We start from the raw sequence: 22,072 nt of genomic DNA, 5'->3' as shown, positions 1-22,072 counted from the left end.
GGCTGCACGGGTAAGTGACGAATCACCTCATCTGCCTGAAACCCTTGATCCATAAGCCCCGCATTGATTACCGAGCATGCTTGCATGCCATCTGGTCAGATCCGGAAGGAAGCAGCCACAGCGGGAACATTGTGTGCCGGGGTGTGGCTGGTGGGGTCGCCACCTATCTCGCCTTGTGCGTCATGCATCACCTCTTGTCTCATCCCTCGTCTCCTTGAATGCTCTTTGTTGCCGTTGGCCGGCGAATGATGGCGCGTGTCCGGTTTTTTGCGGCTATGGCGTTGCAACGGTTGGCCGAGTGTAACGCTCGATGATGTGCTGGAGTTCCCCGGACTCCTGCAGGCGCAGCAACGCGCGCAAAATACCCTGCACCGGTAGGTCCGGGGCGTTGCGCACAACGCACCCCAGGCTCTGTTCCTCGACCACTGCCAGAGACCGCAGCCGTTGCCCGGCAGGCAGCTCGCGGTTGTACCAGTCCAGCGATAGCTGGTTGCTGATTGCATAGCGATAGCGGTTGGCGTTCAGCTTGTTCAGTACCAGCAATTGATTGCGGCTGTCTTCACGGTGCAACTGGCCGCTGGCAAACAGTGGCTCGATGGTTGAGTAGGTGTAGCCGAGCACGGTGCCAATGGCTTGCGGTGCCAGTTGCTTGGGTAGCAGCGGCTGCATCTCGCCGGGCTGGCCGACCAGCAAATCGCGTTGCTGGAGCAGCGGCAAGCTCCAGAGGTAGGTGTCCCCGGGGGTGCTCAGCCAGGACTGGGCAACGTAACAGCGTACATCGATATCGCCGCTCTCCATGGCTTGCTGCAGGCGCAGGCGCGGCAATACATGAAACTGCGCGCGATGCCCAACGTCTCGGGCCACGGCCAGCATCAGGTCGTGCAGAATACCTTCGACCGGTTGTTGCTGTTCAACGCGTATCAGTGGCATGGCCCAGCTTTCGGCCACCGAAAAGCGCAGCACGGGTTCGGCCGCCTGGCTGGCGGTGCTTGCCAGCAGCAACGCACTCAGTATTCTCCACACACCGCATCCTCCCTGATGCCCGTCTGACAGCTTAGCCGAGATCGGCGGGGTGCAATTTTGCCCCCGCTCCGCTACGATTAGCGGTCTTCAGCTTGCAGTCGCGACGGTTTTCGATGAGTTATCAGGTTCTTGCACGTAAATGGCGTCCGCGCTCGTTCCGCGAAATGGTCGGCCAGACCCATGTGCTCAAGGCCTTGATCAATGCGCTGGACAACCAGCGCCTGCACCATGCCTACCTGTTCACCGGCACCCGCGGCGTGGGCAAGACCACCATCGCGCGGATCATCGCCAAGTGCCTTAACTGCGAAACCGGTATTACCTCCACGCCCTGTGGTACCTGTTCGGTGTGCCGGGAGATCGACGAAGGGCGCTTTGTCGACCTGATCGAGATCGACGCTGCCAGCCGCACCAAGGTCGAAGACACCCGCGAACTGCTCGACAATGTGCAGTACGCGCCAAGCCGCGGACGCTTCAAGGTCTACCTGATCGACGAAGTGCACATGCTCTCCAGCCACTCGTTCAATGCCTTGCTGAAAACGCTGGAAGAGCCGCCGCCCTACGTCAAGTTCATCCTTGCCACCACCGACCCGCAGAAGCTGCCGGCGACCATCCTGTCGCGCTGCCTGCAGTTCTCGCTGAAGAACATGACCCCCGAGCGGGTGGTCGAGCACTTGAGCCATGTGCTCGGCGCCGAAAACGTACCCTTTGAAGACGATGCCCTGTGGCTGCTCGGCCGCGCGGCCGACGGCTCGATGCGCGACGCCATGAGCCTGACCGACCAGGCCATCGCCTTTGGCGAAGGCAAGGTCCTGGCAGCCGATGTGCGGGCAATGCTCGGCACTCTCGACCACGGTCAGGTGTACGGCGTGCTTCAGGCCTTGCTGGAAGGCGACGCGCGAGCCTTGCTCGAAGCCGTTCGGCACCTGGCGGAACAGGGGCCGGACTGGAATGGCGTGCTGGCCGAGATGCTCAACGTGCTGCACCGCGTGGCCATTGCCCAGGCGTTGCCGGAGGCGGTCGATAATGGCCAGGGCGATCGCGACCGGGTCCTGGCCCTGGCTCGGGCATTGCCGGCCGAAGACGTGCAGTTCTATTACCAGATGGGGCTGATCGGTCGACGCGATCTGCCATTGGCGCCGGATCCGCGTGGTGGCTTCGAGATGGTCCTGCTGCGCATGCTGGCGTTCCGTCCCGCCGATACCGACGATGCGCCGAAGCCGGTGCTAAAGCCGGTGGGGATCAGCCAGGCCACAGCTGATTCTGCAAGCGCAGTGGCAGCAGCCCCCCAGGTTGCGCCGGCCGTGGCGGCTGCGCCAGTGGTTGCTGAGCCTGAGCCTGTTGCGGAGCCAGAACCAGAGCCAGAGCCAGAGCCTGTACCCGAGCCGGTCGAGGCCCAGCTGCCTGAGCCGGTTGTCGACCTGCCCTGGAACGATCCCGTCGCCTCTGAGCCGGAGGTCGAGCCCGCGCCGGTTGCCGTAGAGCCGCCGCCCGCGCCTGTGCCGGTTCTGCAGGTCGCGGCGCAGGACGTGCCGCCGCCCGACGATGGCATCGGCTACAGCCCGGCCGGCATGGACCGCGACGACGAGCCGCCGCTGGATGAAGACTATTACGAGCCGGAAATGGACCCGGCCAGCTACAGTTACCTGGACGAACTGGCTATCGAGCATGCCCACGAAGTCGACGCGCCACCGGCCGAGCCGTTGCCCGCCGCGCAGCCGGCCACGGGCCTGGCGCTGAAATGGCTGGAATTGTTCCCGCAGTTGCCGATTTCCGGGATGACCGGCAATATCGCCGCCAACTGTACGCTGATCAGTGCCGAAGGCGACGATTGGCTGCTGCACCTGGACCCGGCCCACAGTGCCCTGTTCAACAGCACGCAACAGCGACGCCTGAACGATGCGTTGAACCAGCACCTGGGCCGTCCGCTCAAACTGACCATCGAGCTGATTCGCCCTGAGCAGGAAACCCCGGCCCAGGCCGCAGCCCGCAAGCGCGCCGAACGCCAGGGCCAGGCAGAGGCCTCGATCGAGGATGATCCGCTGATCCAGCAGATGATCCAGCAGTTCGGCGCCATGGTCAGGCACGATACTATTGAACCTGTCGACGCCCCGGTTGCCCAGGGCGAGTAACGCAATAACACCAGCGGCCCGGGCCTGACCCGCGCCGCACCCCGTAACCTAATACTTGAGGTGATCCCCATGATGAAAGGTGGCATGGCCGGCCTGATGAAGCAGGCTCAGCAGATGCAGGAAAAAATGGCCAAGATGCAGGAAGAGCTGGCCAACGCCGAAGTGACCGGCCAATCCGGTGCCGGCCTGGTCAGCGTGGTGATGACCGGTCGTCACGACGTCAAGCGCATCAGCCTGGACGACAGCCTGATGCAGGAAGACAAGGAAGTGCTCGAAGACCTGATCGCCGCCGCCGTCAACGACGCCGTGCGCAAGGTCGAAGCCAACAGCCAGGAAAAAATGGGCGGTATGACCGCCGGCATGCAGTTGCCGCCGGGCTTCAAGATGCCGTTCTGAAGCGCCGCTTAACTGAAAATGCCAGGCCTGTGCCTGGCATTTTTTTACCTGCGATTTCAGTTGTAGGTCATGGTGAAGTTGGCCTGACCCTGGGCATTGCCGGGTCGTACCTGCGAGCTGGTCTGGATAAACCGCGCGCGCAAGGGGATGGTGAAGCTGGAAGTGCCAGTACCGACTGTCCCGGCGTGTTGCTGCTGGCCCAAGGCAATCACGTTGTTGTCGGCCTTCAGCACCTGGATGCCGATGCCACTTGCCTGGGAGCCCGGCGCTAGGCTCAAGGTGCTCGAGGTGTTGTTCGGCGCATGGGTGTCTCTGAGGGTGTAGTTGATCGAGAGCCGCCCGCCGGACCCTCCGCCTGAACAGTTGAGGTTGATGTTGAAGGGCACGGGCGTGGTGGTTTTGTTGACCTGGTTGAAAAAGTACTGAGGGTGGCTGCCGAGGGAGACCGCAATGTTCTGTGAACCTGAGTTGACGGCGCAGGTGGGGTTGGCGGCAATAACCCTGACAGAGTTGGAGGGGTAGAGGCCGAAGGTTGTGAGCCCGCCAATGTAAAGGTCGACCACGGGGGACGAGAGATTGATCGTGCCCGGCGAAACAGCCGCATATTTTTCAAGCTCCAGGGTGAAACTGGTGGTGCTGTTGAACGTTCCGCCAAGACCTGGGCCAGCTGGCCGAGGCCAACGATAATAGTCAGTCAGGGACTGGCTCGGCGTGCGTTCGGTGAACTTGATTCGGATACCAATGCCACTGACAGAAGTGCGATAGAGCGTTCCTGATTGCTGCTGCATTGCCGTGCTATAGCCCCACGAGCGGTGCGGATAGCCGGAGCAGCGTAGCTGAATGGTGGAGGTCGAGGCATTACCGATGTAGTATTTTTTGCCAACCGGGTCAGCGGGTGAAATCACGATTGACTGTGGGAGTTGAATTGTCGGTCTGGAGGTGCCGGAACCGTTTATGAACTGACAGGTGTTGGTGGTCGACCCGCCGGCGGTTACCGGTGTTATCGCCGACATGAGTGAGGGGGGGAGATGGTTGTTTCCGGCTGCCAGCGCGAGTACTGGTAGAAGTCCTGCGCATAAGCCTGCGCTCCATGAGGCTTTCTTCGATGCCATGATTGTCATACCTCCGGTGCTTGGAATGGCTGGTGAGGAGGGGTGCAACTAACAACAAGCGTTTTCGGTTGCACCTTTGTCTTATCCTGTTTCTGCAACTCGTAAGCAGCCTGGCAGGACTCTGTCGGCTGCGTCCCCCAGGTGATGGTCAGGCGCCCCTGCTCCTGCAATCCACGGACAAACGCTTGGCTGCCTTGGCCAACGACGCCCAGTTCAACGCCTTCCTCATCCAGCACCGAGCTCCCAAAGGGCACGGCCTGACCATCGACTTTCTGTAATTGAACAACGGCTGATCGCCCATACGCCGTCTGAAACTCCAGCAGTGGGATAGCCCCGGCTCGCGGCACTGTCTGCTGCACCGTACCTTTGAGCTCGACGTCGGTAGACAGACCCTTCGGGTCTAGTTCTATACGGTTGCTTCGGTAGGGCGTCAGGCTGGGTATTACCGCGTAGCCTGCCCGATCAAGGGTGACTGCGGTGTATGAACTGAGGTGCGCTCCGGCTGCGTGTTCAGCCTTGACCAGGCCGAAGGTGTCGGTGAGAGGCTGTGACAACGTTACGCCGCCGGCATGAGCAACGACGGCCCCACGGGCGCCAAGTGAGCTTTGTGAGACGTTGCTGCCATGACTGAGCGAACCGCTGAGTTCGGCGATCGGACTGCGATAAAGCAGGTTGCCACTGAGGTTGCCGTTGCCTTTGCCATGATTGCGGTCGTGGCTGGCAGTCAGGCCATAGCTCAGTCGATTGTCGGTGTCGGCAATGCCGGTCAAGGTCGTCTGTACCTGGCTGTCACCTTGTTGACTGCGCGAGGCGTTGGTGTTCAGGGTCTTCGACCGATCAGCGCCGAGGGGCAGGGAGAGCGTCAGATTGAGGACATTGTCACGCCGCCCGGAAGCGCTGCGCTCCCTCGCGGCTGACAAACCGTAGGTCAGGCGTTTGAAATGGTTGCTGTAGCCCAGCGAATAGTTGAGGTCGGTGCCCGGGTAGTTCCAGTAACGGGTTGCCGAGGCCGTCAGGTGCAGTTGGCCGTAGGGTTCGGCCAAAGGTTGGCCGAGGGTGAGTGCGCTGCGGCTGCGCTGGTGGAGAAAATCCAGGCTGTGGCTGGTGCCGCGCAGGTATTGGCGGTTGAGGAAGGCGTCTTCGAGATTGAAGTAGCCCTGGGTGGAATAGCGGTGGGTGGCCAGGGCAATTTGCGTATCGGTGGCGTTCAGGGTCTTGGCGTAGCTCAGGCGCAGGCTTTGGCCTTGCTGGCTGCCCAGGCCCGGCAGATGGGTACGTGCCTGGGTGACATCCAGGCCGAAGGCGCCCAGGCCGGTGTTCAGCGCCCCTCCCAGCAGGAACGCCCCATAGCCCGAGGCGAAGGTCAAGCCGCTGTAGGCACTGAGCAGATTGTTCAGGCCATACTGCCAGTTGCCTTCAACGAACACCGGCTCGTTCACCAGGCGCGGATTCTGCAGGGTGCCGAAGGTTGCGCTGTAGCGCTGCTGCCCCGGGCGCAACGACAGGGGGACGGCCGTGTAGGGGACCGAGAAGCTGCGCACCTGGCCATCGGCTTCGGTGATCGCTACCTCGAGATCGCCGCCGTAGCCTGTGGCTTGCAGGTCGTCGATCTCGAACGCGCCCGGGGCGACGGTGGACTCGTGCAAGATGACGCCGCGTTGGCGCACCACTACCCGCGCATTGCTGTTGGCCACACCCCGGACCACCGGGGCAAAACCGCTCTGCGAGTGGGGTAGCATGCGGTCATCACTGGCCAGGCGCGCACCGATGAAACTGACGGAGTCGAACAGATCGCCCGGCGTGTAGGTCTCTCCCAAGGTCAACTGTGATAACCAGGGGGTGATGTCCCGTTGCGCATAGCTGGACTGGCTCTGGTAGCGCCGCTGGCCCTGGTTGCTCCAGGTCAGGGCACCATCATGGCGCAGGCGCCAGCCGCCGAGGTTGATCCCGGTGTTCAGGCCCAGGTAACCCTGGGTTTGCAGCCCCTCCTGTTGGTTGCGGGGCTTGAGGTTATAGACGTTCAGGTTATAGCCAGCGAAGCCTGCGGTAATCCCGCTGTCCCATTGGCTGGGGTCGACATAGTCGAGGCTGGTGCGTTTGAGCCAGACCTGCGCAATGCTCAGGGACAGTTGCTGGCTGCTGAAGTCGAACTCACTGAAGGCATCGGCCAGTAGTACCTCGATTGGCAGGCAACGGTCGCTCTGCAGTTGCTCGGTATGCTCGATGGAAAGTCGTTCGGTGGCAATGCCCAACCTGTGCAGCAAGGCCAGGTCAAAGCAGGCAACAGCGTCCTGGTCGGGGCCCTGGCTTTGGAAGGGAATATCCAGGCGGCCTTGCCATTGCTGGTTGATGAACACGTCGATGTTGTGGTTGCCGGCGGCGACTATGTTGCGTTTCTCAAAGCGTGACAGGTCGACTGGCAAGGCTGCGCCGTTGCTTAGAAATGCCGATTCGAATTGTACTGCCGAGGGTTCCGGTGTATCGGCCAGGGCTAAAGGTGACAGGCTGACGAAGCTGAGCGAACCCAGAAAAAGAGTGGTTCGCCCACGGGTCAACCCGCCCGGGGTGTCACTAAGTGGGCAAGTGCGAGTCATGAGGGTCTGTAATACTGAAACAGTGATAAAAGAGCGCCGCAGTCAGTACCGTGGCCGTGCGGTGGCCACGGGGTGTTCAGTCGCTGGGCGCAAAGAGTTCAGAGGGACTTTTAGTATTCCGCGGTGGCGGTATTGTCTTCGCCGGCACCATGGTCATTGATACTGATGAAGTTAACGTTGACGGGGTTGGCTGGCGGTGTTTTAAATTGTTCCGATGCGCTGAAAGTTTCACTGGCAAAGGGGGCGACGTGACCACTTCCAAACATCAGTTTGTGACCATTGGATTCAATTTCGATGTGGCCGATATTGACGAAGTAAGCAGTAGGGTTGTCAGCTTTCAATGTCCATTTGTCGTGGGCTTTAATTAACGTCCAGTTGATGGCGTTAGCGGATTCGTTAACATGGCCGGGTAATTTGGCCGGGCGATAGAGCACTTTGATACGGGAACGGAAGGCAAATTGAAGATAATTCTCGCCCTCTGCTTTGGGAGGGACTTCGAGAAGGTTGAACCAGTACAGGGTCTCGCGATCCTCCGCCATTTTCGTGCCGTTATGCAGCAGGCGGACGGTCTGCCCCTTGCCGCCCTCGATGCGGGCCATGGCCGGCGTAACGATGAACGGCACCTGGATTGTTTCCGGGGATGCCTTGCTGTCCCCATCGTCGAGCCAGACCTGCACCAGGGTGGGATTGTTTGCCTTGTTTTCCAGGCCAATGGTGGCTTCACCCTGTTCGGCGGGAAAGATGATGCGGGTGTTGGAGATGACGACACTGGCCTGGGCGGCAGCGATGCAGCTCAACCAGGTTGCCGCCAGGAGAAACAGTTTTTTGGGTATCGAGGTCATGTGCAATCAGTCGTGTGAGGAGGTTCGCAAAGCGCTAGGCAGCCGCCATGGGCGACTGCCCGTAAGGCTCAGATGTAGCGGATCAGGTATTCCACCCGGGTGGCGATCGGCCCGGCGCTGGCGGTGCCGGTGGCGTAGTAATGGGCCGAGTAATTGAACGTGGCCGCACCATTGGCCAACTGCTGAGGAATGGTGTTCTGCTCACCCTGGGGGCGTCCGATGTGGATTGCGCCGTTGTTGGCATTGCGCAACTGCACATGGACGTTGCTGGCGCCGCCGGCATCGGGCTTCAGCCGGCCGCTGGCAGGGTCGACGCTGCTGCCGGTGAGAAACTCGATGTCGATGCGCCCGCTGGGTGGGTTGCAGCCGGTCAGCCTGATCTGGAATGCGCTGCCCAGGTAGGTGTTGCCTGCGGAGCCCAGGTCGTCGGTGCGTGCCGGGCGCATGGCGACGGTAAAGTTGTTGGCGCCGGAGCCGCCGTTGATGGTGCAGGTCTGGGCAAACACATTGCCGGTGAAGTTGATGCGGCCGTCGGCGGCCTGGGCAGTAGTGGTAACGCCAGCAAGTAATGACAGAGAAAGCACTGTGCCAAGTGTGGATTTGATCATGTGGGTACCGTATAGCAATGTTCAGTGGGTATTAGAGTGTTCCTGGTGTGGCTTTCACATAAACAATCGGTAATCAAGTTGGAGATGTTGAAAGCGCGGTGATTATGGAGTGGGGCGCTCGGTTTTAATGTAGGAGCACCTTGGGGAGAATCTGTGGCTTGAATTATCAGTGAGTGTAGGAATAGCGCTAAGGCTTGAACGCGTTAGTGTGAGCCTGTACGCGCTTAGGCTTGAACTTGAGCATTAGTTTGGATCCACGCTCGAGGAGGGTGGGTAGTGCTATATAGAAAAGGTGGCAGCGGCATAGGTTTGACGCTGGCCCAAGGGACGGGTATAAACCGCCTTCACTTGCATCAAGGCCTTTTCCCATGAGTTTCAGCCCACTTATCCGACAGCTGATCGACGCATTGCGCATCTTGCCTGGCGTCGGCCAGAAAACCGCCCAGCGCATGGCCTTGCAGCTACTTGAGCGCGATCGCAGTGGCGGTACCCGGCTGGCCCAGGCCTTGAACCAGGCCATGGAAGGGGTGGGGCATTGCCGCCAGTGCCGGACCCTGACCGAGCAGGAGCTGTGCCCGCAGTGTTCCGACACGCGCCGGGACGACACGCTGCTGTGCGTGGTGGAAGGGCCGATGGACGTCTATGCCGTTGAGCAGACCGGCTATCGCGGCCGCTACTTCGTGCTCAAGGGGCATCTGTCGCCGCTGGATGGCCTGGGCCCGGAAGCCATCGGCATTCCGCAATTGATGGCGCGGATCGAGGAGCAGGGCACCTTTGCCGAGGTGATCCTGGCCACCAACCCAACGGTGGAAGGCGAAGCGACCGCGCATTACATCGCCCAGTTGCTGGCCGACAAAGGCCTGGTCGCTTCACGCATTGCTCACGGCGTGCCCTTGGGCGGTGAGCTGGAGCTGGTCGATGGCGGCACCCTGGCGCATTCGTTCGCCGGGCGCAAACCGATCTCGCTGTAACCCTGGGTCTTTAATCGCGGGGCAAGCGCGCTCCCACAGAACCTTAGCCTGTGGGAGCGGGCTTGCCCCGCGATGCTGTCAATACTCGCTCAGCGAGAACTCGGTCAGGCAGAAGGTCGGCACACCCACGTCGTTCAGGCGCTGGGAGCCGCCCAGCTCCGGCAGGTCGATGATCGCTGCTGCCTCGAACACCTGCGCCCCCATGCGCCGTACCAGGCTGGTAGCGGCCAGCAAGGTGCCGCCGGTGGCGATCAGGTCATCGAAAATCAGTACTGAATCGCCTTCACAGAGGCTGTCGGCGTGCACTTCGAGGAAGGCTTCACCGTACTCGGTCTGATAGCCCTCGGCGAGCACATCGGCCGGCAGCTTGCCTTGCTTGCGAAACAGGATCAGTGGCTTGTTCAGCTGGTGGGCGATGATCGAGCCGATCAGAAAACCCCGCGCATCCATGGCGCCGATATGGCTGAAGTCGGTTTCGACGTAGCGTTCGATAAAGGCATCGGCGACATGGCGCAGGCCCCGTGGCGACTGGAACAGCGGGGTGATGTCGCGAAAGATCACGCCAGGCTTGGGGAAGTCCGGTACCGGACGGATCAGGGCTTTGAGGTCGAAGGCGGCGCTGGGCATGAGGCGGGTATCCTGAAAAACAATGCCCGCCAGTATACCTGTTATCCGCAGGGTCAGCTTTCCAGCGAGCCACCGGCCAGGGCGCACAGCTGGATCGGGTCAAGGATATGGATTTCCTTGCCTTCGGCCTGGATCAGGCCGTTTTGCTGGAAGCGCGTGAACACCCGCGAGACGGTTTCGACCGCCAGGCCCAGGTAGTTGCCGATCTCGTTGCGCGACATGCTCAGGCGGAACTGGTTGGCCGAGTAGCCACGGGCACGGAAGCGCGCCGAGAGGTTGACCAGGAAGGTGGCGATGCGCTCGTCGGCGGTCTTTTTCGACAGCAACAGCATCATCTGCTGGTCGTCGCGGATTTCGCGGCTCATCACCCGCATCAACTGACGGCGCAACTGTGGCAGTTGCACCGACAGCTCATCCAGGCGTTCGAAGGGGATTTCGCAGACCGACGTGGTTTCCTGGGCCTGGGCCGAGACCGGGTAGGCTTCGGTGTCCATGCCGGACAGGCCGACCAGTTCGCTGGGCAGGTGGAAGCCAGTGATCTGCTCTTCGCCACTGTCGCTCAGGCTGAAGGTTTTCAGGGCGCCGGAGCGCACCGCGTAGACCGAGCCGAAATTGTCGCCCTGGCGGAACAGAAACTCGCCTTTTTTCAGCGGACGCCCGCGTTTGACGATTTCATCCAGTGCATCCATGTCTTCCATGTTCAGCGACAAGGGCAGGCACAGAGGCGCCAGGCTGCAATCCTTGCAATGGGCCTGGTTGTGGGGGCGCAGTTTGACTGGCTCGGACATTTCTTCAATCCTTGTGGGAAAGCACACATAAGCCGTAAGGGTAACCCAGGGCAGGGTGTTTCGGCCAGCTTGGACGATTGTGTCGTCGGCAGGCGCAAGGATGCCATCTATAGGCGGTGAGGCTTACAGCCTGTGCGCTGTAGAGCCTCTGAGCGCTGCTTGGCCCCGGTTTTATTGGGCGAAGCCAGGGAAAGCTGCGACAAAAAACCTCAGTATCAGATCACGCGGGAAAAGCGCTGACGGTTGTGCAGGTCCAGGTAGGCGTCGAACACCATGCACACCGAACGCACCAGCAGCCGCCCGGCAGGCAGCACTTTGATGCCCTCGTTACTCAGCTCGATCAGCCCGTCCTTGTGCATGGCCTGCAGGGCGGGCCACTGGTCGTTGAAATAGCCGCGAAAATCGATGGTGAAGGCCCGCTCGATGGTCGCGAAATCCAGTTCGAAATGGCAGATCAACTGCTGGATCAGCGCCCGGCGCAAGCGATCATCCTCGCTGCAGATCAAGCCCCGGCTGGTGGCCAGCTGGGCGCTGGACAAGGTGTCCTGGTAGGTGGTGAGGTCGCTGCTGTTCTGGCAGTAGAGGTCGCCGATCTGGCTGATTGCCGAGACCCCGAGGCCAATCAGGTCGCAATGGCCGTGGGTGGTATAGCCCTGGAAGTTGCGCTGTAGGGTCGACTCTTCCTGGGCAATCGCCAGCTCGTCGTCCGGCAGGGCGAAGTGGTCCATGCCGATGTACACATACCCGGCGGCGGTCAGTTGCTCGATGGTGTTGTGGAGCATTTCCAGTTTTGCCGCCGGGGCCGGCAAGTCGGCGCTGTCGATGCGCCGCTGGGGCATGAAGCGCTCCGGCAGGTGGGCGTAGTTGAACACCGAAAGGCGGTCTGGTTGCAGCTTGATCACTTCTTCGACGGTGCGCGCGAAGCCTTCCGGGGTCTGCTTGGGCAGGCCGTAGATCAGGTCGAGGTTGATCGAGCGAAACTGCAGGGTGCGCGCCGCTTCGATGATCGCCCGGGTCTGCTCCAGGCTCTGCAGGCGGTTGATCGCCCGTTGTACCAGCGGGTCAAGGTCCTGCACGCCGAGGCTGACGCGGTTGAAACCCAGTTCGCGGAGCAGGCCCATGGTCGACCAGTCGGCCTCGCGCGGGTCGATCTCGATGCCGTAGTCGCCAGAGTCGTCCTCCAGCAGGTTGAAATGCTGGCGCAGGTGGGCCATCAACTGGCGCAGCTCGACGTGGCTGAGGAAGGTCGGGGTACCGCCGCCAAAGTGCAGTTGCTCGACGGTCTGCTTGGGGTCCAGGTGGCAGGCGATCAGCTGGATTTCTTGCTCCAGGCGCTGCAGGTAGGGCGCGGCGCGGCCACGGTCCTTGGTGATGACCTTGTTGCAGGCGCAGTAGTAGCAGATGTTGGCGCAGAACGGCACATGCACATAGATCGACAGCGGGCGTACGGCGCGACGGCTGTCACGCAGGGCGTGCAGCAGGTCGAAGGAGCCGACTTCGCTGTGCAGTTGCACCGCGGTCGGGTAGGAGGTGTAGCGTGGGCCGGCCAGGTCGTAGCGGCGAATCAGGTCGGAGTCCCAACGAAGAACGTCGAGCATGCGGGCAGTCCCCAGAAAGAGCAGCAGTGTCCGGAGTCTAGGGAGCGCGGGGCAAACCCGTGTTGATTTGTATCAACGCCGCTTCAGTGGCCCATCAGCCAGTGCTGGTGCGGCCCTGGCAGGGTCCACAGGCCAAACAGCATCACCAGCACACCGCCGGCGATGCGCACACCGCGCTGGCGCAGCAGGGCGCTGGTGCGTTCGGCGGCAAGACCGGTGGCAAGCAGTACCGGCCAGGTACCAAGGCCGAAGGCCAGCATCAGCAGCGCGCTGTCGGCGGCATTGCCCTGGCTCGCCGCCCAGAGCAGGGTGCTGTACACCAGCCCGCACGGCAGCCAGCCCCACAGGGCGCCAAGCAGTAGCGCGCGCGGCAGGCTGGAAACCGGTAGCAGGCGGTTGGCCACGGGCTGGATATGCCGCCACAAGCCCCGGCCCAGGCCTTCGATGCGGGTCAAACCGCTCCACCAGCCGGCCAGGTACAGGCCCATGCTGATCAGCAACAGTGCGGCCAGGACGCGCATGGCAGTCGCCACCGGGCTGTTGGCCACGGCCCAGCCAGCCAGGCCCAGCAACAGGCCGGCCAGGGCGTAACTGAGGATGCGCCCCAGGTTGTAGGCCAGCAGCAGGCGAAAGCGGCGGCTGCGTTGCTCCTTGGGAATGGCCAGGGTCAGCGCGCCCATCAGGCCGCCGCACATGCCCAGGCAGTGACCGCCGCCGAGCAGGCCGAGGATCAGTGCCGAGCTGAGCAGGGGCAGAAGTTCAGTCACGAGGCGGCGTACCGTCGTCGGGTTTCTTGCCGTCGGCCTCGTCCATCGCGGCCTGGTGCTGCGGGTCCTGGTCGTCGAACAGGATGCTGTGGGCCGGGCCGTCGAGGTCATCGTACTGGCCGCTGTCCACCGCCCAGAAGAAGATGTAGATGGCGATGGCGACGATCAGCAGGGCGGCCGGGATCATGATGTAAAGCGCGGGCATGGAGGCTCCTGGTCAGGCCGTCGCGGGATGCGTGGCAGTGGCTGGCGCATGGCTGGCCGGCAAGCCGCTGGCGCGGGTCAGGCGCAGGGCATTGAGGACCACGATCAGCGAACTGACCGACATGCCGACCGCCGCCCAGATTGGCGTGATCCAGCCCAGCGCAGCGAACGGCAGCATGACGCCATTATACGCCGTGGCCCACAGCAGGTTCTCGATAATGATCCGCCGGGTGCGGCGGGCCAGGCTGAAGGCCTGGACCAGGGCGTCCAGGCGGTTGGACAGCAGCACGGCGTCGGCGCTGGTTTTCGCCAGGTCGGTGGCCGAGCCCATGGCGATACTGATATCGGCGGCGGCCAGCACGGGCACGTCGTTGACCCCGTCGCCGAGCATCAGCACCTTGCATCCTTGCTGCTGCAGGGCCTTGAGTTTTTCCAGCTTGTCGTCCGGGCGCAGGCCGCCAATGGCCTGGTCGATCTGCAGTTCGGCGGCCACGCTGTGGACCATCGGCGAGCTGTCGCCGGACAACAGCAGGGTGTGCCAGCCACGGGCACGGCAGGCGGCCAGCAGGTTGGCGGCGTCGCTGCGCAGGCGGTCGTCGAGGACGAACCAGGCCAGCGGGCCTCGCTGGTCACCGAGCAGCAACCATTGCCCGGCTTCGTCCGGCATCGCCGGTGCGGTGGTGCCACTGAGGGCGCAGACGAAACCCGCTTCGCCGATGCGCAGTTGCTGTTGGCCAACCTTGCCTTCCAGACCAAGGCCGGGCATCGCCTGGACTTCGTCGGCAGCCTGGCTGGCGCGGCCAAACGCGCGGGCGATGGGGTGCTCGGAGCGGTTCTCGAGGGCCGCGGCGAGCATCAGGCAGCGGTCGGCATCGGTATCGCTCAAGGGACGGATCGCCCGCAGGGTCAGGCGGCCTTCGGTGAGGGTGCCGGTCTTGTCGAAGATCACCGTGTCGATCTGGTTCAGGCCTTCCAGCACATGGCCGCGGGTCAGCAGCAGGCCGAGCTTGTGCAGGGTGCCGGTGGCGGCGGTCAGCGCGGTTGGGGTGGCCAGCGACAGGGCGCAGGGGCAGGTGGCAACCAGCATGGCCAGGACGATCCAGAATGCCCGCGCCGGGTCGAGCTGCCACCAGAGCAGGCCGATGGCGGCGGAGGCGACCAGGGTGAACAGCAAAAACCATTGCGAGGCACGGTCGGCGATTTCTGCCAGGCGCGGTTTTTCCGACTGCGCCCGTTCCAGCAGGCGGACGATGGCCGACAGGCGGGTGTCCTGGCCCAGGGCCTGGACCTCGACGGTCAGCGCGCTTTCGACGTTCAGGGTGCCGGCGGTGACCGCGTCGCCGGCGCTGCGCGGTTGCGGCAGGTATTCGCCGGTCAGCAGCGATTCGTCGATGCTCGACTGGCCGCTGACAATACGCCCGTCGGCGGGGATCACATGGCCGGGCTGGATCAGCACGCAGTCCTTCAGGCGCAGCTCGCTGAGCAGGATCCGCTCGCTCTGCCCGGCCGCGCCCAGGCGCAGGCACGAGGCCGGCAGCAGGTTGACCAGTTGCGCGGTGGCGGCGGCCGTGCGCTCACGGGCGCGGCGTTCAAGGTAGCGCCCGGCCAGCAGGAACAGGGCAAACATGCCCACGGCGTCGAAGTACAGCTCGCCACTGCCGGTGATCGCGGTCCAGATCCCGGCACCGTAGGCCAGGCCGATGGCCAGCGATACCGAGACGTCCATGGTCAGGTGGCGGGTGCGCAGGTCGCGGGCGGCACCCCGAAAGAACGGCGCGCAGCTGTAGAACACGATCGGCGTGGTGAGGAACATCGCTACCCAGCGCAGGATGGTGTGCAGCTCGGGGCTCAGGTCGATGTTGAATTCCGGCCAGGTGGCCATGGTTGCCATCATCGCCTGGAACCACAACAGCCCGGCGACGCCCAGCTGGCGCAGGGCGGTGCGGTTTTCGCTGGCCAATTGCTCGGCGGCGCGATCGGCCTGGTAGGGGTGAGCGGCGTAGCCGATATGGCGCAACTCGGCGAGCAGTTTCGAGAGCGGCAACTGGCTGTCGGCCCAACTGACCTGCAGGCGGTGATTGGACAGGTTCAGCCGCGCCTCGGCCACGGCGGGAAGGTTGCGCAGGTGTTTCTCGATCAGCCAGCCGCAGGCGGCACAACTGATGCCTTCGATCAGCAGGGTGGTTTCAGCCAGCTCGCCGCTGTGGCGCACGAAGGGCTTTTGCACATCGGCGCGGTCGTACAGGCTCAGTTCGTCGACCAGTTGCTGGGGCAGGGCATCGGGGTTGGCGCTGGCTTCACTGCGGTGCTGGTAATAGCTTTCCAGGTTGCCGGCGACGATGGCTTCGGCCACCGCCTGGCAACCGGGGCAGCAGAACGCCCGTGGCTGGCCGAGCACCATGGCGGTGAAGTGGCTGCCGGCAGGCACGGGCAGGGCGCAGTGGTAGCAGGGCGTGGGGCTGGTCATGGCTATCTATCGCAAGGTCCGGGGTGACCCTGATCGGGGGGCAAGCCCGCTCCTACAGCTCTCGTGTAGGAGCGGGCTTGCCCCGCGATAGGGGCGACTCATTTCTCGAGGTGTTCAGCCCCTTGCAGCGCCTCGTCACCGAGTACCAGGGTCTTGTCGTGAGCGACTTCTTCTTCCTCGAACAGGCGCCAGACATGCTGGTCCTGGCTGCCCAGCAGCTCGACGAAACGACGGCCTTCGACCTTGTCGCTGAGTTGGCCAAGGTAACGGCCGGCTTCGCTGTCGCTGCGGGTCAGGACGATCTTGCGGTCCTTCTGCGGCTGGGTCGGCGAGATCAGGTTCAGCTCCAGGGTCTGCGGCTGGCTGTTGCCGGTCAGGCGCACGTCGACTTCGCCGGTCAGCTCATCCAGGTGCACGCTGGCCTTGAGGTTGAGGGTCTGGGCCAGCAGCTCGCGGTCCAGCGAGCGGTTGATGCCTTTGCCGGCCTCGTAGTAGTTGTCGTTGACCAGGTTGTCCGGGTTGTTCACCGCAATAGTCACCATGGTCAGGCTGAGGGTCACCGAGGTGGCCAGTACACCGATGATGATCCACGGCCAGAGGTGCTTGTACCAGGGGCTAGCGGCAGTTGCAGAAGGCATGGGCTCAGTCTCTTATCGAATTTGCGGGCCGATGAAGCGGCTCTTGGCTTCAACCTGGGTGGCGCTGTCGTCAGCGTCCTTGAGGGTGAAGATGACTTCGTTGGTGGTCGACGGCAGTTGTTCCGGCGCCATCGACAGTTGTACCGGCAGGCTGACGATGTCGCCGGCAGCGACGCGGATTTCTCGTGCGCCTTCAAGCTTGAGGTCTGGCAGGCCGCCAGCTTCGAGCACGTAGACGTGATCGCGCTGGTCCTTGTTCATGACCTTCAGGCTATAGACGTTCTCGATCCGCCCCTGGGCGTTCTCGCGGTACAGCACGCGGTCCTTGCTGACGTCGAAACCGACCAGCGGCCGCATGACGAAGGCGCTGGCAAGCAGGCCGATCATGGTCAGCAACACAACGGCATAGCCGATCAGGCGCGGGCGCACCATGTGGGTCTTCTGCCCTGAGAGGTTGTGCTCGGTGGTGTAGCTGATCAGGCCTTTGGGGTAGTTCATCTTGTCCATGATGGTGTCGCAGGCATCGATGCAGGCGGCGCAGCCGATGCATTCGATCTGCAGGCCGTCACGGATGTCGATGCCGGTTGGGCACACCTGTACGCACATGGTGCAGTCGATGCAGTCACCCAGGCCCTTGGCCTTGTAGTCCAGGTCTTTCTTGCGCGGGCCGCGGGTTTCGCCGCGGCGCGGGTCGTAGGAAACGATCAGGGTGTCCTTGTCGAACATCACGCTCTGGAAGCGCGCATAGGGGCACATGTACACGCATACCTGCTCGCGCAGCCAGCCGGCGTTGCCGTAGGTGGCCAGGGTGAAGAAACCAACCCAGAAGTACGCCCAGCCGTCGGCCTGGCCGGTGAAGAACTCAATCACCAGCTCGCGGATCGGCGAGAAGTAGCCGACAAAGGTCATGCCGGTGACAAAGCCGATGCTCAGCCACAGGCTGTGCTTGGCCAGCTTGCGCAGAAACTTGTTGCCGCTCATCGGCGCCTTGTCGAGTTTCATGCGCTGGTTGCGGTCACCTTCAGTGACCTTCTCGCACCACATGAAGATCCAGGTCCACACGCTTTGCGGGCAGGTATAGCCGCACCATACGCGGCCGGCGTACACGGTGATAAAGAACAGGCCGAAGGCGGCGACGATCAACAACCCCGAGAGCAGGATGAAATCCTGAGGCCAGATGGTGGTGCCGAAAATGTAGAACTTGCGCTCCGGCAGGTTCCACCACACGGCCTGGTGGCCACTCCAGTTCAGCCATACCGTACCGAAGTACAGCAGGAACAGGACGGCGCCGCCGACCATGCGCAGGTTGCGGAACACGCCGGTGAAGGCGCGGGTGTAGATCTTTTCACGCGAGGCGTAGAGGTCGACGCTGCTGTTGTCTTTACTGGCAGGCGGGGTGACGTCATGTACCGGAATCTGCTTGCTCATCATTGAGTCCCACGGCAGTGGAGAAGTGCCGCGGCCAGTACCTGCCGGCCGCAGTCGGAAGCTTGCTGCTCTAGGGCGCATGATACGCCTGTAGTGGCCGCATGGGGCATGGTTGCGACCTTTAGTCGCGTTGGGTTTATCTGGTGATTCGTGTAGTAGGCGTGTCAATTGATCTGGGTCATGCGAATTGTCTTAACCCTGTGGGAGCAGGCTTGACCCGCGATACGATGTGGCTGACAGCTTGCATCCACGAGGCAAGTCCACACATGCAGGGGCCGATAAACAGGTTCTGCACAGAATCCCGGGGACTAAGATCCTTGGGTTGAGTTGTTGAGGCTGGCTGCGGCGCCACACCGAATGGATAAGCTAGCAGCCTCAACAACCCAATCCAGAATTGCGCAAACCCAAAAAAAAGCCCCGGCAGTTTTACTGCCGGGGCTTTTGCCAGCTGGGCGAATTACTTCGCTTCAGCAGTCTTCTCAGGCTGGTGCGACAGGCTGTAGACATAGGCAGCCAGCAGGTGGACCTTGTCGTTGCCCTGGATCGCTTCCTGGGCAGGCATCTGGCCCTGGCGGCCGTAACGGATGGTCTGCTGCAGTTGAGCGAAGCTCGAACCATAGATGAACGCGGTCGGGTGGGTCAGGTTTGGCGCACCCATGGCCGGGGTGCCCTTGCCTTCAGGGCCGTGGCAGGCCACGCAGTTGGTGGCAAACAGCTTCTGACCGTTGGCCGGATCGGCCTTGGCGTCCTTGGGCAGGCTGCGGCCATCGAGGTTGGTCAGCACGTAGGCGGCAACGTCGGCAACGCCTTGCTCGCCGATGACTTCGGCCCAGGCCGGCATCACCCCGTGACGACCACCCATGATGGTGGCCTTGATGGTTTCCGGCTCGCCGCCCCAACGCCAGTCGTTGTCGGTGAGGTTGGGGAAGCCGTAGGAGCCCTTGGCGTCCGAGCCGTGGCACACCGCGCAGTTGGAGGCGAACAGACGGCCGCCCATCTTCAGCGCTTGCGGATCCTTGGCCACTTCTTCGATAGGCATCGAGGCGAATTTGGCGAAGATCGGCCCGAACTTGGCGTCCGAGCGGGCCATTTCCTTCTCCCACTCGTGCACGCCGGTCCAGCCGGCCTGGCCGTTGGCGAACTCGGTTTTCTTGTCGTTGTCCAGGTACTGGTAGCCCGGCAGCAGGCCTTTCCAGTTACCCAGGCCGGGGTACAGCACCAGGTAGCCCAGGGCAAAAACGATGGTGCCGACGAACAGCATGAACCACCATTTTGGCAGTGGGTTGTCGTATTCCTCGATGCCGTCGTAGGCGTGGCCCACGGTTTCTTCGGTGGTTTCGCTGCGCTGGCCCTTGCGGGTGGACAGCAGCAGCCAGGTCAGGGCGAAGATGGTGCCCAGACTCAAAACGGTGACGTACAGACTCCAGAAGGTAGTCATTCGTTGTTACTCCTAGACGCTTTCGCTTGCGCTTGCTCGACGTGCTTGCTGGCTTCGGGATCATCCGCGAAGGGCAGCATGGTCGCTTCGTCGAACTCGGACTTGCGCCGAGAACTGAACACCCACAACGCCAGGCCGATAAAGGCCACCATCACCACGACGGTGCCCAGGCCACGAATCATCCCGATATCCATCAATGTCACCGTTTGCTTTTGATGATGGTGCCCAGGCCTTGCAGGTAGGCAACCAGGGCGTCCATTTCAGTCTTGCCCTTGACCGCGTCGCGGGCACCGGCGATGTCTTCATCGGTGTACGGCGTGCCGAGGGTGCGCAAGACTTCCATCTTCTTCACCGTGTCCTTGCCGTCGAGCTTGTTCTCCACCAGCCATGGGTAGGCTGGCATCTTCGACTCGGGCACGACGTTGCGCGGGTTGTACAGGTGAGCACGGTGCCAGTCGTCGGAGTAACGGCCGCCAACGCGGGCCAGGTCCGGGCCGGTACGCTTGGAACCCCAGAGGAACGGGTGATCCCAGACGCTTTCACCGGCGACCGAGTAGTGGCCGTAGCGTTCGGTTTCGGCGCGGAACGGACGGATCATCTGCGAGTGGCACTGCACGCAGCCTTCGCGGATGTAGATGTCGCGGCCCTCGAGTTCCAGCGCGGTACGCGGTTTCATGCCCTCGACCGGCTTGTTGGTGACGTCCTGGAAGAACAGCGGGACGATCTGGGTCAGGCCGCCGATGCTCACGGCGATGACCATGAAGAAGGCCAGCAGGCCGATATTCTTCTCGACTACTTCATGCTTCATCAGTGAGCTCCAACTACAGCGATCTGAGCGGCGGCTTCAGCTTCGGCCGGCTTCGAGGCGCGTACGGTACGGAAAACGTTGTACGCCATCAGCAGCATGCCGGAGGCGAAGAACGCACCGCCCAGGGCGCGGACGATAAAGCCCGGATGGCTGGCTTGCAGGGCTTCGACGAAGGAGTAGGTGAGGGTGCCGTCGTCGTTGATTGCACGCCACATCAGGCCCTGGGTGATGCCGTTGACCCACATCGAGGAGATGTACAGCACGGTACCGATGGTCGCCAGCCAGAAGTGCGCGTTGATCAGGCCGGTGCTGTGCATCTGCTCGCGGCCGTAGACCTTCGGAATCATGTGGTACAGGGCGCCGATCGAGATCATCGCGACCCAGCCCAGGGCGCCGGCGTGGACGTGGCCCACGGTCCAGTCGGTGTAGTGCGACAGCGAGTTGACGGTCTTGATCGCCATCATCGGACCTTCGAAGGTCGACATGCCGTAGAAGGCCAGGGAGACCACCAGGAAGCGCAGGATCGGGTCGGTGCGCAGCTTATGCCAGGCGCCCGAGAGGGTCATCATGCCGTTGATCATGCCGCCCCAGCTTGGCGCCAGGAGGATGATCGACATGGCCATGCCCAGCGACTGCGCCCAGTCCGGCAGGGCGGTGTAGTGCAGGTGGTGGGGACCTGCCCAGATGTACAGGGTGATCAGTGCCCAGAAGTGCACGATCGACAGGCGATAGGAGTAGATCGGACGCTCGGCCTGTTTTGGCACGAAGTAGTACATCATGCCCAGGAAGCCGGTGGTCAGGAAGAAGCCCACGGCGTTGTGGCCATACCACCACTGGATCATCGCATCGGTGGCACCCGAATAAGCCGAGTAGGACTTGAACAGGCTGACCGGCAAGGAGGCGTGGTTGACGATGTGCAGCATCGCGGTGACCACGATGAAGGCGCCGTAGAACCAGTTGCCCACATAGATGTGCTTGGTCTTGCGTTTGACGATGGTGCCGAAGAACACCACACCGTAGGTGACCCAGACAATGGCCAGCAAAATGGCGATCGGCCATTCCAGCTCGGCGTATTCCTTGGTCGTGGTGTAGCCCAGCGGCAAGGTAATGAGCGCACCGACGATCACCGCTTGCCAACCCCAGAAGGTGAAGGCCGCGAGGCTGTCGGAAATCAGTCGCGTCTGGCAGGTTCGCTGCACGACATAGTAGGAAGTGGCAAACAGTGCACAACCACCGAAGGCGAAGATCACCAGGTTGGTGTGCAGCGGGCGAAGGCGTCCGAAGCTCGTCCACGGCAGGTCCAGGTTAAGCTGGGGCCAGACCAGTTGCGAGGCGATGAAGACACCAAGCCCCATGCCAAGGATCCCCCAGACCACCGTCATGATGGCGAACTGGCGGACGACCTTATAGTTATAAGCAGTCGGACTGATTGCTGTGCTCATTCTAAGGTTCCACGGTTTGGGTGTTTTTATAGGGTAAAAATCGGCGCAAGTATGTATAAACCGTGTGGTTATTGCAACGCGATGGCGCCCGCGCCGATCCTTGCCAACGCCTGCTCCACGGCGGTTTCGAGCCTTTTCGGCGGGAAAATTGTACACAATTAATTGATTGATATGTGTACTAAAATTCTATTT

At 62.3% G+C, this 22,072-nt stretch carries 20 protein-coding genes; 3 read left to right on the top strand and 17 right to left on the bottom strand.

Annotated features, from left to right (window positions below; all coding sequences use genetic code 11):
• Positions 1 to 273 precede the first annotated feature (273 nt).
• Positions 274 to 1,023 carry a transporter substrate-binding domain-containing protein gene (locus tag NLX68_RS14380; RefSeq protein WP_254284529.1) on the bottom strand — a complete coding sequence of 250 codons (750 nt, stop codon included), beginning with the start codon at positions 1,021 to 1,023 and terminating at the stop codon, positions 274 to 276.
• A 113-nt stretch (positions 1,024 to 1,136) separates the two neighbouring features.
• Here NLX68_RS14380 and dnaX point away from each other — a divergent pair, with 113 nt between their 5' ends.
• Positions 1,137 to 3,152, top strand: a complete 2,016-nt coding sequence (dnaX, locus tag NLX68_RS14375) for a DNA polymerase III subunit gamma/tau (protein WP_254284528.1) — start codon at positions 1,137 to 1,139, stop codon at positions 3,150 to 3,152.
• A gap of 69 nt (positions 3,153 to 3,221) precedes the next feature.
• Positions 3,222 to 3,548 (top strand): YbaB/EbfC family nucleoid-associated protein, encoded by a 327-nt coding sequence (locus NLX68_RS14370; protein ID WP_010226011.1) that lies wholly within the window; start codon positions 3,222 to 3,224, stop codon positions 3,546 to 3,548.
• 56 nt (positions 3,549 to 3,604) lie between these two features.
• Here the strand turns inward: NLX68_RS14370 and NLX68_RS14365 are convergent, their stop codons facing one another.
• From NLX68_RS14365 to NLX68_RS14350, 4 genes are all read right to left on the bottom strand, one after another.
• A complete protein-coding gene (locus NLX68_RS14365) occupies positions 3,605 to 4,660 on the bottom strand; it encodes a fimbrial protein (protein ID WP_254284527.1) in 1,056 nt (351 codons plus the stop codon).
• A gap of 5 nt (positions 4,661 to 4,665) precedes the next feature.
• Positions 4,666 to 7,149: a fimbria/pilus outer membrane usher protein gene (locus tag NLX68_RS14360; RefSeq protein ID WP_302056209.1), complete on the bottom strand. Its 2,484-nt coding sequence runs from the start codon at positions 7,147 to 7,149 to the stop codon at positions 4,666 to 4,668.
• A 215-nt stretch (positions 7,150 to 7,364) separates the two neighbouring features.
• On the bottom strand, positions 7,365 to 8,096 hold the full coding sequence (locus NLX68_RS14355) for a molecular chaperone (RefSeq protein ID WP_254284525.1): 732 nt from the start codon (positions 8,094 to 8,096) through the stop codon (positions 7,365 to 7,367).
• 68 nt (positions 8,097 to 8,164) lie between these two features.
• Complete coding sequence (locus NLX68_RS14350; RefSeq protein ID WP_254284524.1) at positions 8,165 to 8,704, bottom strand: fimbrial protein; 540 nt, start codon at positions 8,702 to 8,704, stop codon at positions 8,165 to 8,167.
• A 368-nt stretch (positions 8,705 to 9,072) separates the two neighbouring features.
• On the opposite strand from NLX68_RS14350, the gene recR reads away from it, so the two are divergent.
• Entirely contained in the window at positions 9,073 to 9,675 is a 603-nt protein-coding gene (recR, locus tag NLX68_RS14345; protein ID WP_036994380.1) for a recombination mediator RecR, read from the top strand.
• 78 nt (positions 9,676 to 9,753) lie between these two features.
• Here recR and NLX68_RS14340 read toward each other — a convergent pair whose 3' ends face one another.
• From NLX68_RS14340 to ccoN, 12 genes are all read right to left on the bottom strand, one after another.
• Positions 9,754 to 10,302, bottom strand: coding sequence for an adenine phosphoribosyltransferase (locus NLX68_RS14340; RefSeq protein WP_159388298.1), 549 nt, complete (start codon positions 10,300 to 10,302; stop codon positions 9,754 to 9,756).
• A gap of 53 nt (positions 10,303 to 10,355) precedes the next feature.
• Complete coding sequence (fnrA, locus tag NLX68_RS14335) at positions 10,356 to 11,090, bottom strand: Crp/Fnr family transcriptional regulator FnrA (RefSeq protein ID WP_254284523.1); 735 nt, start codon at positions 11,088 to 11,090, stop codon at positions 10,356 to 10,358.
• A gap of 215 nt (positions 11,091 to 11,305) precedes the next feature.
• Positions 11,306 to 12,688 (bottom strand): oxygen-independent coproporphyrinogen III oxidase, encoded by a 1,383-nt coding sequence (gene hemN, locus NLX68_RS14330; protein WP_254284522.1) that lies wholly within the window; start codon positions 12,686 to 12,688, stop codon positions 11,306 to 11,308.
• 83 nt (positions 12,689 to 12,771) lie between these two features.
• A complete protein-coding gene (locus tag NLX68_RS14325; RefSeq protein ID WP_010226000.1) occupies positions 12,772 to 13,455 on the bottom strand; it encodes a sulfite exporter TauE/SafE family protein in 684 nt (227 codons plus the stop codon).
• Positions 13,448 to 13,660 (bottom strand): cbb3-type cytochrome oxidase assembly protein CcoS, encoded by a 213-nt coding sequence (gene ccoS, locus NLX68_RS14320; RefSeq protein ID WP_010225999.1) that lies wholly within the window; start codon positions 13,658 to 13,660, stop codon positions 13,448 to 13,450. The genes NLX68_RS14325 and ccoS overlap by 8 nt, the downstream gene beginning before the upstream one ends.
• Before the next feature lie 12 nt (positions 13,661 to 13,672).
• A complete protein-coding gene (locus NLX68_RS14315; RefSeq protein ID WP_254284521.1) occupies positions 13,673 to 16,126 on the bottom strand; it encodes a heavy metal translocating P-type ATPase in 2,454 nt (817 codons plus the stop codon).
• Positions 16,127 to 16,224: 98 nt separating this feature from the next.
• Entirely contained in the window at positions 16,225 to 16,764 is a 540-nt protein-coding gene (locus NLX68_RS14310) for a FixH family protein (protein ID WP_254284520.1), read from the bottom strand.
• Between the two features lie 12 nt (positions 16,765 to 16,776).
• Complete coding sequence (ccoG, locus tag NLX68_RS14305; RefSeq protein WP_254284519.1) at positions 16,777 to 18,192, bottom strand: cytochrome c oxidase accessory protein CcoG; 1,416 nt, start codon at positions 18,190 to 18,192, stop codon at positions 16,777 to 16,779.
• Between the two features lie 457 nt (positions 18,193 to 18,649).
• Positions 18,650 to 19,630 (bottom strand): cytochrome-c oxidase, cbb3-type subunit III, encoded by a 981-nt coding sequence (gene ccoP, locus NLX68_RS14300; protein ID WP_010225993.1) that lies wholly within the window; start codon positions 19,628 to 19,630, stop codon positions 18,650 to 18,652.
• Positions 19,627 to 19,824, bottom strand: a complete 198-nt coding sequence (locus NLX68_RS14295; RefSeq protein ID WP_010225992.1) for a CcoQ/FixQ family Cbb3-type cytochrome c oxidase assembly chaperone — start codon at positions 19,822 to 19,824, stop codon at positions 19,627 to 19,629. Before NLX68_RS14295 ends, ccoP begins: the two co-directional genes overlap by 4 nt.
• 5 nt (positions 19,825 to 19,829) lie before the next feature.
• Positions 19,830 to 20,438, bottom strand: coding sequence for a cytochrome-c oxidase, cbb3-type subunit II (ccoO, locus tag NLX68_RS14290; RefSeq protein ID WP_036994387.1), 609 nt, complete (start codon positions 20,436 to 20,438; stop codon positions 19,830 to 19,832).
• Positions 20,438 to 21,880 (bottom strand): cytochrome-c oxidase, cbb3-type subunit I, encoded by a 1,443-nt coding sequence (gene ccoN, locus NLX68_RS14285; protein ID WP_038993873.1) that lies wholly within the window; start codon positions 21,878 to 21,880, stop codon positions 20,438 to 20,440. The genes ccoO and ccoN overlap by 1 nt, the downstream gene beginning before the upstream one ends.
• Positions 21,881 to 22,072 lie beyond the last annotated feature (192 nt).

The organism is Pseudomonas sp. SBB6 (assembly GCF_024213215.1).
Classification (GTDB): domain Bacteria; phylum Pseudomonadota; class Gammaproteobacteria; order Pseudomonadales; family Pseudomonadaceae; genus Aquipseudomonas; species Aquipseudomonas donghuensis.
This window is presented reverse-complemented; position numbering and strand designations above follow the sequence as displayed.